A 13,477-nucleotide genomic window follows, 5' to 3' on the forward strand; every position below is an offset into this window, starting at 1 on the left:
TCGCAGCCCATGAGGAGGCCGACCATGACCGACCACGCCGCCGCCCACATCGACTACCTGCTCATCGGCGCCGGACCTGGGAATCTTCAGCTGGCTCATCACCTCCAGCGCGCCGACGCCGACTACCTCGTGCTGGAGCGCGGCCAGGCACCCGGTACCTTCTTCCGGCGCTTCCCGCGTCATCGGACGCTGATCTCGATCAACAAGCCCCATGTCGGAGGCCTGTCGGCCGAGGCGGCGCTCCGCTACGACTGGAACTCGCTGCTGAGCGACGACGAACGCCTGCTCTTCACCCGCTACACACCGCGGTACTTCCCCGCGGCCGACGACTATGTCCGCTACCTCGGCGACTACGCAAACGAGCTCGCGCTCGACGTGCGATTCGGCATCCGGATCGAGCGGATCGACAAGCCCGATCGTTTCGAGGCCATCGACCAGGACGGCCGCGTCTACTCAGCCCGGAACCTCATCATCGGCACCGGCCTGAGCGCTCCGCGGCTTCCCGCGATTCCCGGCATCGAGCACGCCGAGCCCTATCGGGACTTCGACACCGATCCGGCCGGCTTCACCGACCAGAGAGTCCTCATCATCGGAAAAGGCAATTCCGCCTTCGAGACGGCCGAAAGCCTCACCGAGAGCGCGGCGACGCTCCACCTGGCCAGCCCCAACCCGATCCGCTTCGCGTGGAAGACCCGCTATGTGGGCCACCTGCGCGCCGTGAACAACGACTTCCTCGACACCTACCATCTGAAGTCGCAGAACGCAGTGCTGGACGCCCACGTCACCCGGATCCGGCGCGCGAACGGGGGTCTCGTCGTCGACTTCTCCTACACGCACGCATCCGGCGAGCGCATCCAGCGCTACTACGACCGGGTGATCGCCTGCACCGGTTTCCGGTTCGACGATTCGATCTTCGCCCCGGCCGCGCGGCCGGTCTCCTGTCATGACGGCAGGTATCCGGCGCAAACGAGCGAGTGGGAATCGGTCAACGTGCCAGGGATGTTCTTCGCCGGCACGCTGATGCACGCGCGGGACTATCGCCGGACGATGTCGGGGTTCGTCCACGGCTTCCGCTACAACGTCCGCTTCCTCGCCGACCTGCTGCTCGGCCGGAACGGTGGCCAACGCCTGGCTTCCAGGGAAGTCCCACGCGTCCCGGAGAAGATCTGCGAGTCGGCGCTGCGGCGGATCAACACGAGCAGCGCGATGTTCCTGCAGCCTGGCTACTTCTGCGACGTGATCACTGACGCCGGGGGCGAGACGCTGCGGCACTACTCCGACATCCCGTACGACTACGTTCTCGACAGCGAGCTCTCCAGCGCGCGCTGGTTCTCCATCACCCTGGAGTACGGCCCCGAAGCCGACGATCCGTTCAACATTGTGCGGGACACCGACCCCTCCTGGGCGAGGCTCGCGCCTTTCCTTCACCCCGTAGCACGCGTCTTCGACGGCACAAGGCAGATCGACCAGTTGCACCTGCTGGAGGACCTGGAGAACAAGTACTCCTCAGACAAGCACGGCCGCCTGCTGACGCGATTCTTCGACGAGCACATCCGACGGGCAGAACTCAACACGGAGCCCGCAGCCTTCTGAGAGCGTTTTTGAGAAGTCATGAATCTTGGTGTCCGCGTCTGCGTGACCACAAATGGCGATGCCATCAGGTGGCCGGGTCTCTCCGCTGCGGCGGTGCCCCGCGGACTTGAACGACGGGCAGTGGGCGCTGATTGAGCCGTCATCGTCGCGTCGTGCGCTGTTGTTGATTGGTGCCCCGGGATGCGTTCGGGACGTTTCTCCTTGGTCGATGCTGTCCTCGGTACCCCGGCGATCTCGATCCGGCACCAGATCTAGCGCCACTGGGGGAGTTCGTGGTATTGCCGCCGCGCAGTGACGTTCGGCGAGCTGCCGCGGGGTTCCCGGGCGAGGATTGGTCGTGCTCATAGTGCGTGTCTGAGACGCGGGCATGATTCATCCGGCCAGGGTCGGCGACCCGGCGGCGAGCACAGCACTTCGGTCCGGTTATTTCTGCTCGCCTTCCTCAGAGGTTGAATGGCAGGAGGAGCACATCCACTCATAGAATGGCAAGTGATGCTCATAAAATGCCCGCAGCACGCTCTTGTTGTCTACCCCTACGAGATGCATTCTGGCGCTGGACCTGAACCCTCTGCTTTCGGCCACTTCACGGTGCCACTCACTGGTCCGACCCCATTCCGCGCGGTCACCAGGTTCCCAAGAAAGAGCCGATGAAATGAAGGGTATTCCGACCTGTTCGCAGTATCTCCGTACTGCGCCGCATGAATCTGCCATGAGCTGCTCAGCTTCGACGACCACCGGGATTCGTCCATCGTGGTCCCAGACCATCCTGAAAATCTCATACTGGTGCTCAAAACCGATCTCCGGGCAGGTAACGTTCTCGTTCATCGCATAGTGGGATGCGATCACCGACCGGGGATGGCGCGTGATAAAGCTATGAGCACCCGACGAAACGAGATCGGGGTCATCGATCACGTCATATCGATACTCGGTGGTCTCCTTAACGAAAATTGGCCTGTGCAGAGCATACTCGCGGAACAGCTTAAGCAGTTCTGAGGCATCCGCCACCGGTTCATCCTCGAAAACGAAATACCCCTGGACAACGATGCTCGAAAAAGGCTCGTGCACCACTAGAAAATCACCGCGCTCCAACATCATCCGCAGGAACGCCGTCGAGAGCGAGCGGGGCGGGCCCCAGAGAAAGATGAGACAAGGAGCCGTCATGACAGCTTTCGACCTCCGGCCGTCCGGACCGCCGCAGAAGAGACAGCTCTGCGACTCCGAAATCGCTCAGTTTACCCGGTCAATTGATTAGCAGCCTCAGCGTGATCAGGGAGCACGTTCATCAGGAGATCTCGCCGCAGGCCGATCCTGGTGGCCGGGTTCCTGTGCCTCGTCCTGGTAGCTGGCGGCCTGAAGCGTGAACAACTGAGCATAATGACCGCCCAACGCCATCAACTCCGCATGACCACCAGACTCGATCAACCGCCCTTCCCGCAGCACGAAAATCCTGTCCGCCGTCCGCACCGTCGAGAACCGATGCGAAATCAACAACACCGTCCGCCCCTCACACAACGAACGAATACTCTCGAACAACTCAAACTCCGCCCGCGCGTCCAACGACGCCGTCGGCTCATCCAAAATCACAAACGAAGCACCCCGGAAGAACGCCCGCGCCAACGCCACCCGCTGCCACTGCCCAACCGACAAATCCCGCCCACCCTCGAACTCCGGCCCCAGCACCGTCCCATACCCATCAGGCAACGCCTCCAAGAAATCCGACGCCCCCGCCTGCCGCGCCGCCTCCCGCACCCCCGCCAAATCATCAGCCCGCTCATACCGACCAAAAGCAATATTATCCCGCACCGGCAACAAATACCGAATGAAATCCTGAAACAACACCGCGATACCCTCGCGATACCGCTCCGAATCCATCTCCGCAACATCCCCACCATTCCACACAACACGCCCCGACCCCGGCCCATACAAACCACACAACAACTTCGCCAACGTCGTCTTCCCCGACCCATTCTCCCCCACCAGCGCCACCACCTCCCCAGCACCGATCTCCAACGACACATCAGTCAACACCAACCGATCCGACCCCGGATAAGAAAACGACACCCCCTCCACACCCAAACACACCAACGACCCAACCCCCACCCCCTCAGAAGAACACCCCCCACCACCAACCGACCCCCACTCCAAAAAATCAGCCAAATCATCAACCAACGGCACCGACTCAAAGAACTCGTTGGTCGAGCTGATCGCAAGGGTCAGCATCCGGATGAGCACCAGAAGCGCCGCGACCGCGGTGGCCGCCTTGGCGAACGACATCATCCCGGCCTCGTTCAGTGCCACGAGGGCGCCGAGGGCCGCGAGGAAGGACAAGGTGATCGCCACGTTCGCGACTACCTCGGTACGCAGCCGCCTGCTGAGGTTCCCGCGCATCGCCGCCAGACGCTTCTCCGAACTGTCGTGCCATCGCTGATAGAGGAAGTCGCCGAGGTTGAACGCGCGGATCTCCTTCGCCGGACCCCGGCGGGTCAACAACTCGAAGAGATAGCTCCGCTCACGCTCCACCGGAGCCGTACGGCGGACGTACTCAAAATGCTGCTCGCCACTGCGGATCGAGCCCAACCACAGCGGCACGACGGCCACCACGGCCAGCAAGGCCACCAGCGGCTGGATCAGGAACAGCGCACCGGCGACGCCGGCGAGAACGATGAACGCCCGCAGGGTCCGGGCGAACCCCAGGACGAGGGCCCGCGGCTTGTCGGAGGCGCTTGACACCGCACGCTGGAGTCGGTCGTGAAAATCGTCGGTGTCGAAGGCCTCCAGTCCCACCGAGGAAGTCACCCGAAGAATCCGTTCCATCACCCGCAATGCGACGATCTCCCCAAGGACCTGCCTGCGATTGTTGGCGAACACTCGGGTTGCGAAGACCGCGAAGTAGACGGCGACGACCGCGCTCGTCGTGTACACGACCGTGGACAGGCGGACGTCGTCTCGTTCGAAGACCTCCGTCATCACCTTCCGCGCCAACCCGAGGAGGGCGAAGATCCCGATGCCTTCCAAGAGCTGGAATCCCACGATCAGCGAGAACTGCACTCGCCCTACCGACCACGAGAGGGTCAACCCGCGTGTGACAAGGCGCGGGACGCGCCGGAGCGGCAGTCGCCGTGATCCCGGCCGCTGAGGTTTCCGCTGCTGCCGCGCGTCGGTCACGCCTCACCCCGCCGCTGTACTGGTGTCGTCCCGCCGGGTTCCTGTGCCTCGTCCTGGTAGCTGGCGGCCTGAAGCGTGAACAACTGAGCATAATGACCGCCCAACGCCATCAACTCCGCATGACCACCAGACTCGATCAACCGCCCTTCCCGCAGCACGAAAATCCTGTCCGCCGTCCGCACCGTCGAGAACCGATGCGAAATCAACAACACCGTCCGCCCCTCACACAACGAACGAATACTCTCGAACAACTCAAACTCCGCCCGCGCGTCCAACGACGCCGTCGGCTCATCCAAAATCACAAACGAAGCACCCCGGAAGAACGCCCGCGCCAACGCCACCCGCTGCCACTGCCCAACCGACAAATCCCGCCCACCCTCGAACTCCGGCCCCAGCACCGTCCCATACCCATCAGGCAACGCCTCCAAGAAATCCGACGCCCCCGCCTGCCGCGCCGCCTCCCGCACCCCCGCCAAATCATCAGCCCGCTCATACCGACCAAAAGCAATATTATCCCGCACCGGCAACAAATACCGAATGAAATCCTGAAACAACACCGCGATACCCTCGCGATACCGCTCCGAATCCATCTCCGCAACATCCCCACCATTCCACACAACACGCCCCGACCCCGGCCCATACAAACCACACAACAACTTCGCCAACGTCGTCTTCCCCGACCCATTCTCCCCCACCAGCGCCACCACCTCCCCAGCACCGATCTCCAACGACACATCAGTCAACACCAACCGATCCGACCCCGGATAAGAAAACGACACCCCCTCCACACCCAAACACACCAACGACCCAACCCCCACCCCCTCAGAAGAACACCCCCCACCACCAACCGACCCCCACTCCAAAAAATCAGCCAAATCATCAACCAACGGCACCGACTCAAAGAACTGCTTGGCCGAGCCGATGGCGTTCGTCATCGATTGGGCGATCAAGACCAGTGTCGCGGCGACCGTCAGCGCGTCGGCGAACGACGTCAGGTCCGCCTCGTTGAACACCAGTACGCTGCAGAGCGCGACCACGATCATTACCGAAATGGCCAGTCCGCTCAGGACCTCCGACTTCATCCTCCGCCGGAGGTTGAGCTTGAGCTCACTCAGCCGCTTCTCTGAACTGCGCCCCCACCGTTGATAGAGGAATTCGCCGAGATTGAACGCGCGGACCTCCTTAGCAGGCTCACGACGGGTCAACAACTCGAAGAGATAGCCCCGCTCACGCTCCACCGAAGCCGTACGCCGGACGAAATCGAAGTTCTGCTCCCCACTGCGGATCGAGCCCAGCCACCACGGTACGACGACCAGCAACGCCACCAAGCCCACCAACGGCTGGATGACAAACAGCACCGCGAACATCCCGACCAGCATGAGGAGGTCTTCCAAGACCCCCGCGAGCCCTTGGACAAGTTGCATGGGACGACTGGCCTGGACGGGGCGGCCCACCATGCCGGTTGACACCCTCTGCAGGCGATCGTGAAATCCTTCAGTGTCGAATGCGGCCAGTCCCACCGACGAAGTCACTCGAAGTACCCGCTCCATCACCCGCAACGCGACGACCTCCCCGAGCACCTGCCTCCGGTTGATCGCCAACTGCTCCGCCGAGTTGTACAAGAAGAACGCGAGCACGGCGAGGAGGACCGGTACCGTCAGTGAGGAGAGCTGGTCGTGGCCTCGATCCAGTATCGCGTTGAGCAGGTCCCGCCCCAACCAGAGAATGGCGAATACCCCGAGCCCCTCCAAGACCTGGAAGAGGCTGATCAAGATGAGTTCGAGGCGACCCACCGACCACGCCAACGACAATCCCCGGACAATGAGCCGGGGCGCGCGACGCAAGGTGATTCGTTCAGAGGCCCTTGGATGCTCTGCCAGCCCCGCCTTCATGGGTCAATTCCCGCTTCGGCACACCGCACGTTCCTCTGCATGCCGAACGGGCGCCGCAGCGTCTCGTGGCGGGCTCCGAGTGACCTCCACACCGTCATCACGCTACTCTGACCACGGAACACATACAACAGGAATGCCTGTTGCGAGTGTCCATCGGGACCTTCCGATGGTCCGTGTGCGTGATGGCCGAATGACTCAGCGCCACCGTCGCATACCGGTTCCGATGGTGTCGGCGGGACTTACGTAGTATTGGGGGCGTGGGTACTGCAACGCACGATGGCGCGGAGAGCACCGCGGGCGACGAGGAACTGGTCGTCTCGGCGAACGCACGCTTCTTCCGGGCCCTCGGCGACCCGACGAGGATCGCCATCATCCAGCTCCTGCTCGCGCGACCGCACACCGTGTCCGAGCTGATCAATGAGCTTGACGTGCCGCAGAGCAGGGTGTCCAACCATCTCGCCTGTCTCCGCTGGTGCCGCTTCGTCGAGACCGAGCGCAAGGGCCGCCAGGTCCTGTATTCCATCTCCGACCCCCGGATCCGTGACCTCCTCCACCTGGCCACCCGGATGGCGGGAGACAACCTGGAGCACCTCGCCGCCAGTCAGCGAACGGGACCTGACTGGCTCTAGAGCGCCGCACGCCGGCGTCCCGAACGGCCATCCCTCCGTGCGGTGCCGGAGGTCGCCCCGGTCGGACGTCACGCTCCTGCCGCGTCGACGATACGGACGCCGCCGTGCACATCCGTCACATCGCATCGACCTACCAGCGAAGCTCTTTCTGCACGAGCAGGTGCTCGGCTTTGACCCCGCGCTCCGCGCACGCCTCCAGGAAGGCCGCGACTTGCTTGAGCTGGTAGGACTCCGGCGTGTAGCTCGTCGCCATGACGTGCTGCAGCCAGTCCTCTTCTCCCATGGCATAGACGTAGGCCTCGTTCACGCCGAGCTGCCGGACGATGCCCAGCGCCTGTTCGGCGTTAGAGCCGGACAACTTCCGTGTGAGGCTCATCTTCCGGCTCACCGGCTGCGTGAACAGCGCGCTGTACAGCCACGTTAGCGGGGCGCCATCGCATTCCATCCCCAGGAAAGCGATGTCAGTCGGCCCAACGGTCTCACGGATATGTCCGTACAGTTCGGGCTCGATGCCGGAGGAGTCGGCGTCGATGAAGATCGATCGATCCGCCAGCCTGAGCCAGAAGGTGCTCTTGGCCCGTATGTCGAGGTCGCTGTGCTCCCCGAGGAAAGGGCAGGCCACGATGGCCCCACCCGCGAACGGGATCTCCTCGAAGTCGTCCACCACCTGCACGTCGAATCCCAGCCGCCGCAGGCAGAGTTCTATCGAGGGGTCCTGAAGATTGCCGGTCCCGTTCTTCGGGACCACGACCTGGCCGATGCGGCCGCGCAATTGGAGCAGGCTCTCCAGGACGATGTGATCCTGATGGCCGTGCGTGATCAGGCAGTAGTCGAGGCGCTCGGGAAGGTCGACATAGGTGTAGCGATCGCCCGCCTGGTGATCGGCGCTGATGAAGGGATCAGTAATGATCGAGACCGTCGGGCTCTGCAGAACGAGACACGCGTGGCCGAAGTACCGGATGCGCCCGCCCGAGGTGACCTCGCGCTCAGCCGGGAGAGTGGGTTCTTCGGTCAGGAATGAACGCAGGATCTCGGCCTGGCCGTCGTCGGAAACTTCGAGCCCCTCCCGAAGCCGATCGAAGGGCTGGGGGTTCAGCCGAGCCTGGAAGAGTTGGTCGATTCCGGAGTGCCGGAGGGGCAGCGGCAACTGCAGTTGCCCCGGCTTCGGCAGGCGGGGGGTGCTGAGCGTGAACGGCCGGGCCTGTCCCTCGTCCAGGGACAGTTCGATCGACTGTCGTTCCTCGCGATAGAACCGGCTCCGGTACAGCAGCGATTCGAGGAACCGCATGGAGGGCTGGTGGTTCAGGTCGTAGACGATCTCGACGAAGCCTCGCACGGCGTCCGGAAGCTGCGGATAGAGGCCCGTCAGATCGAATCCCGTCGCCTGCGCGCGCAGCAGTTCATCGGTCTCCTTGATGCCCGCCGCCAGCTCGAGCAGAGCGGCGTTCTCCCGGGTCAGCCGCTCCCGCAGCGCTTTGATCTCACCGACACGCTCACTGTCGTGGTCGATGAAGAATCCGCCTCGCATCTTAGGGTTAGCCACCGCGGCCGCGTGCACCTTCGGCTGTTGGACGTACGAATCCAACATCGACAGGTGCAGGTTCTGCAGATTCATCGCGGACTGAGCGGGCGGAATGAGATACAGCCACGCGTAGAACTGGTCGATCAGCCCCTCGATGATGAGATTCGGCTTGATGAAAAGGGCTTCGTCGTCACTGCTCATCGGCTACCCACTTCACACAGGAAGGGAATCTCCTCGGAAGCCGTCCGTCCGCCTAGAGGAGCAGCGGGTTCGTCACCTTGCCTGCCTCGGCCACGGCCACCTCTCAGACGATACGCCGGACCCTACCTCGACTCAACAGGTTATCCGGATCTTATACTTCTGAACTGGCGAGGAGCCGGCAACGGAATCCGTTGTGAAGGGAGCGTGCCCACGTGAACACAGGTCGACTGCATGTCCGAGTGCTCCTGGACACCGGGCCGACCCTCGAAGAGTCCGAGCAGATCCGCGCGATATTCGACGACATGGACATGACCGCCGAGGTCGAAGGCCACTCCTACGGCGGTCCCCCTCCCACCTCCGCCTTCCTCGTTGTGGTCAACAGCGATCTCTCGTCTCTGCTCGACGCGTTCCTCTCCCAGGGGACGGGCGAGTATTCCAGGTTCGAGCGGTGGGCGGTTCAGATGCTCGCACTGCGATCCGACGAGCGAAGATGGGGCAAGCAGCACACGCTCAAACTTGAGGACGACCGGTACGACCTGGGCATCCTCCTCTGCAACACGCTACCTACCGAGGCCTATCGAACGATCCTGAGGGTCGACCTCTCGGGTTTCGATCGCGGCTCACCGCCGACCACCATTGAATGGAACGAAGGTCTGCGCGCTTGGCGGGCGCACCCCCACGCGGCGCCGCGCCACATCGCCCGGCGGATCAGGTTGCGGTCCGATGCGAAGCAGGACGAGTCACGGCTCCGCGACGTCTCTGAAGCCGATCTGCGCACCATGTGGCGACTCACGGAAGACCCCGACCTTCACACCGTGACATGGCAGCGCGCAAAGATGGTGCTGTGGAGTGCGGTCGGATGGAGCCCGAGAGCGATCGCCGACAAGCTTCTCGTAAGTGAACTCCGGACGCGGGAGACGATTCACAATTTCAATGCCGATGGGTTCAGCTCCTTCGAGCCCGGCTATTCCGGCGGTCGACCGGCTCGGTTGACCCCCGAGGAGGAACAGGAGGCCATGGTGGTGGCCGCCGGCCGTCCGCGCGACCATGGCCTGCCCATAGAGAGCTGGGACGCCGAGACTCTGTCCGACTTCTTGGTGAGCCAGGGCGTGGTCGAGGACATCACGCAAGACCAGGTCACGGCGCTCCTTGACTCCCCCGCCAACGCCACCGCCCCCAGGACGCCGACGGAGGAGCCCCAGGGACCAGGCGGCTCCAAAGAGGGCACACTAATACAACAAGATATCCTGTGATATGTTGTCCAGCGCCAGAGGCACCGCCCGCCAAGGGGATCGCATGGAACGGCTCGAGCTCGAGGAAGCCGAACTGCAGACAGTGAACGCCTTGGTGGATCGCCTGACCAACGACCATGATCGCGTCGACGATATCGACCTCTTAGCCGAGGTCCAGCTGCTGGCCCACGAACTGCCCCGTCGAATCCGGCGGTTCCTTCAACGACTACACCGCGAGGACATGAGCTGGTGCGTCATCGGCGGACATCCGATCGACGAATCGCTTATCGGCCCCACACCCGGGCATTGGGCGTCCATCGGCCACCCATCGCCGAGCCTCCGCTATGAGGTCCTACTCATTCTCTACGCCTCGCTCCTAGGTGACGCGTTCGGGTGGGCCACCCAGCAGAACGGACGCCTCGTCCACGACGTACTTCCGATCAAGGAGCATCAGGGGTCTCAACTGGGCACGGGCAGCGAGACATTGCTGACCTGGCACACAGAAGACGCGTTTCATCCTTACCGAAGTGACTACGTCATCTTGGCCTGTCTACGCAATCCCCATGGGGCCGAAACGCTCATCGGCTCGATCGATCGGCTGGACCTGGAAGACGGCGTTCAGGAGGTCCTACGCCAGGAGCGATTCACGATCCTTCCCGACGAATCCCACCGCCCCAAGAACAACACGGTCGGCACCAGCGCGGACTTCGAGCGCATCGAGTCGCTGCTCACCGCCCCACCGCGGGTCGCGGTTCTCTTCGGAGGCGACGACGCCCCCTACATCCGTGCCGACCCGTTCTTCATGCGCACCGAACCTGGTGATGTCGAAGCCGAATCCGCCCTGCGGAATCTCGTCGCCGCGATGGACGACTGCCTGGAGGAGGTGGCCCTCAGCCCCGGAGACGTCTGCTTCCTCGACAACTACAGAGTCGTCCACGGCCGCAAGCCCTTCACTGCGCGGTTCGACGGAAGAGATCGCTGGCTGAAGCGCGCCTGCATCACGCGAGACCTGCGCAAGTCACGCGGCACCCGCATGAGCAGCGCCGATCCCATCATCGGGTGAACGGACTTCATCCCCGACGATGGCTTAGTTCAGCCACAACAACACAAACCTCACATATACCCCACCTCGAAACGAACGGCGGGGCGCTTTTATCTGCCCACTCAAAGAAAGCCGACCAAATTCACGCGAGCGTTTACAAGAGGCGGCGTAAGTGTACGCCTGATTCCACAGGCATGGAAGTGGATCGATTGATATTTGCCCAATGTGGCCCCAGTCTGGACACGCTCCGCAGGGGCATTGAAGTATCCCAAGTAATCATCGCAAGTCCGTCATCGCAGCATTACCTGGAGACTTGCGAGGGCTCACGTGATAGGAGAACCCATGATCTTCTCCGAGACCTCCCGCCGCATCACCGATACCCTCGGTCTTGCGACACCGCCGATCACCCTCACGTTCGCCGCCGAAGCGCCCGACGGGGTCTCCGGGCCTTCTCGCGAGGTTCCCTCGGCGTGTACCTTCTGGCGGGAGGCCGAGAAAGGAACGTTCTTCGCCACCGCCGAGCACCACTACAACTGTCCGATCGGCTCGATGGTCATGGGCTTCCCTTTGCCGGAGGAAGTTCAGAAGAACCTCGGCGAGGTCGTCACGGGTATGTGCGAGCAGAACTACATCTCCCCGGACGAACCCCCGAAGATCCCGGTGGTCGCGGACCAGCACGCCGGGATCGTCTACGGGCCGCTGTCGGAATGCGTCGCACGTCCCGACCTGGTGTTGCTCTGGGCGACCTCCCGCCAGGCCATGATCTGCAATGAGGCCCTGGGCGCGGCCAGCTGGCTGTCGGGCTCCCCCACGGTCACCGGCCGGCCAGGATGCTCAGCCCTCCCCCTGGCGATGGACCAGGGCCACCCGACGATCTCCCTCGGCTGCGCGGGAATGCGCACGTTCACCGGGATCGGCGACGACAGGCTCCTCTTCGCCATCCCCGGTCAGGCGCTGGAAGAGTTCACCGAGGCGGTCGAGAAGACCCACCGGGTGAACCAGCACATGATCGGTTATTACAAGGAGCAACAGCAGAAAGTGGCGGCCACGTCGGAATCCTGAATCGGGTGGACGCCCGGTGACGGTCGATTCCCAGAGCCTGTTGACGGCCGTCCCGGCCGCGGCAGGGTCATTCTCGGAAGGGCGCACGGCACATGACCGAACCTACTCCGGTGATTCCTGATCAAGATCACTTGAGCATGGTGCTGTTCGGCCACGCCGCCTTCCAGTACTTGCACGCCGGCTGTGAGTTGGGCCTGTTCCGGCTCCTGCATCGCAGGCCGGGACTCGATCGGCAGGCTCTCGGAGAAGAACTCGGCCTACCGGAGCGCCCGGCGTCCATCCTCCTCTTCGGCACCACTTCCCTGCGACTCGTGGAACGTACCGATGACACGTACCGGAACGGGGCGGTGATCAACGCCCTGATGACCACAGGGCAGTGGACCGCCTTCGAAGCCGCGGTCGAGTTCGAGGCCCATATCAACTACGGAGGACTACAGGACTTCTCCGCCTCCCTGAAGGAGAACAGCAACATAGGGCTGCGGCGAATACCCGGCGAAGGCCCAACTCTCTATCATCGCCTGAGCCAGAACCAGGAACTCAACGAGGTCTTCTTCCACTACATGCACTCCTGGTCGGACATGGTGAATCGCCATCTCATCGAGATGGTCGATTTCAGCCGAGTCCACCGCATGCTCGATGTCGGAGGCGGGGATGGAGTCAACGCGATCGCTCTGGCTTCCGCGTTTCCTCATCTACGCGTGACCGTTCTGGAACTGACGGATGTCGTGCCGCGCGCCCAGCGGCAGATCATCGCCGCGGGCGTGGAAGATCGCGTCCGCGCGGTGGCGGGAGACATGTTCGTCGGACTTCCGACCGGTCACGACTGCATGCTGTTCGCACACCAGGTGCAGATATGGCCAGTGGAGAAGAACATCGAGCTTTTCTGCAAGGCGCATGCCGCGCTCTCCGCGGGCGGGCAGGTCATCGTCACCAACTCCATGGCCTCGGATTCAGGTGATGGACCACTCTATGCGGCTCTCGACAGCGCATACTTCGCCGCCATTCCGGGAGGCGGCGGGATGGTGTATTCATGGGGTCAGATCGAAGAGTGCCTGCATAAGGCCGGCTTCTCCACGGTCGAGCGAATCAGACCGGAGCAGGCATGGACACCACTTGGCATAATTCGAGGCATCAAGTAA

Annotated in this window: 10 protein-coding genes; 6 read left to right on the forward strand and 4 right to left on the reverse strand. The window is 62.9% G+C overall.

The annotated features are described in order from the left end of the window. Positions 1–24 precede the first annotated feature (24 nt). Complete coding sequence (locus ACH34T_RS39480) at positions 25–1,593, forward strand: NAD(P)-binding domain-containing protein (RefSeq protein WP_396026117.1); 1,569 nt, start codon at positions 25–27, stop codon at positions 1,591–1,593. A 423-nt stretch (positions 1,594–2,016) separates the two neighbouring features. On the opposite strand, the gene ACH34T_RS39485 is transcribed toward ACH34T_RS39480, so the two are convergent. The 3 genes from ACH34T_RS39485 to ACH34T_RS39495 all read right to left on the reverse strand — a co-directional run bounded on the left by ACH34T_RS39485 (position 2,017) and on the right by ACH34T_RS39495 (position 6,650). After that, positions 2,017–2,754, reverse strand: coding sequence for a hypothetical protein (locus tag ACH34T_RS39485; protein ID WP_396026118.1), 738 nt, complete (start codon positions 2,752–2,754; stop codon positions 2,017–2,019). A 105-nt stretch (positions 2,755–2,859) separates the two neighbouring features. Next, positions 2,860–4,641 carry an ABC transporter ATP-binding protein gene (locus ACH34T_RS39490; protein ID WP_396026119.1) on the reverse strand — a complete coding sequence of 594 codons (1,782 nt, stop codon included), beginning with the start codon at positions 4,639–4,641 and terminating at the stop codon, positions 2,860–2,862. 113 nt (positions 4,642–4,754) lie between these two features. Further along, the gene (locus ACH34T_RS39495) at positions 4,755–6,650 is read right to left on the reverse strand and encodes an ABC transporter ATP-binding protein (protein ID WP_396026120.1); all 1,896 of its coding nucleotides are present in this window, start codon (positions 6,648–6,650) and stop codon (positions 4,755–4,757) included. 257 nt (positions 6,651–6,907) lie between these two features. On the opposite strand from ACH34T_RS39495, the gene ACH34T_RS39500 reads away from it, so the two are divergent. Continuing rightward, complete coding sequence (locus ACH34T_RS39500) at positions 6,908–7,279, forward strand: ArsR/SmtB family transcription factor (RefSeq protein ID WP_396026121.1); 372 nt, start codon at positions 6,908–6,910, stop codon at positions 7,277–7,279. A gap of 130 nt (positions 7,280–7,409) precedes the next feature. On the opposite strand, the gene ACH34T_RS39505 is transcribed toward ACH34T_RS39500, so the two are convergent. After that, complete coding sequence (locus tag ACH34T_RS39505; RefSeq protein ID WP_396026122.1) at positions 7,410–9,002, reverse strand: MBL fold metallo-hydrolase; 1,593 nt, start codon at positions 9,000–9,002, stop codon at positions 7,410–7,412. 239 nt (positions 9,003–9,241) lie between these two features. Between ACH34T_RS39505 and ACH34T_RS39510 the strand changes: the two genes are divergently transcribed. From ACH34T_RS39510 to ACH34T_RS39525, 4 genes are all read left to right on the forward strand, one after another. Next, on the forward strand, positions 9,242–10,255 hold the full coding sequence (locus ACH34T_RS39510) for a hypothetical protein (RefSeq protein WP_396026123.1): 1,014 nt from the start codon (positions 9,242–9,244) through the stop codon (positions 10,253–10,255). 43 nt (positions 10,256–10,298) lie between these two features. After that, positions 10,299–11,297 carry a guanitoxin biosynthesis L-enduracididine beta-hydroxylase GntD gene (gene gntD / locus ACH34T_RS39515; RefSeq protein WP_396026124.1) on the forward strand — a complete coding sequence of 333 codons (999 nt, stop codon included), beginning with the start codon at positions 10,299–10,301 and terminating at the stop codon, positions 11,295–11,297. Between the two features lie 321 nt (positions 11,298–11,618). After that, positions 11,619–12,338 (forward strand): DUF169 domain-containing protein, encoded by a 720-nt coding sequence (locus tag ACH34T_RS39520; RefSeq protein ID WP_396026125.1) that lies wholly within the window; start codon positions 11,619–11,621, stop codon positions 12,336–12,338. A 137-nt stretch (positions 12,339–12,475) separates the two neighbouring features. After that, positions 12,476–13,477, forward strand: coding sequence for a methyltransferase (locus ACH34T_RS39525; RefSeq protein ID WP_396026188.1), 1,002 nt, complete (start codon positions 12,476–12,478; stop codon positions 13,475–13,477).

Source organism: Actinomadura sp. 9N215, from assembly GCF_044326345.1.
Lineage (GTDB): Bacteria > Actinomycetota > Actinomycetes > Streptosporangiales > Streptosporangiaceae > Spirillospora.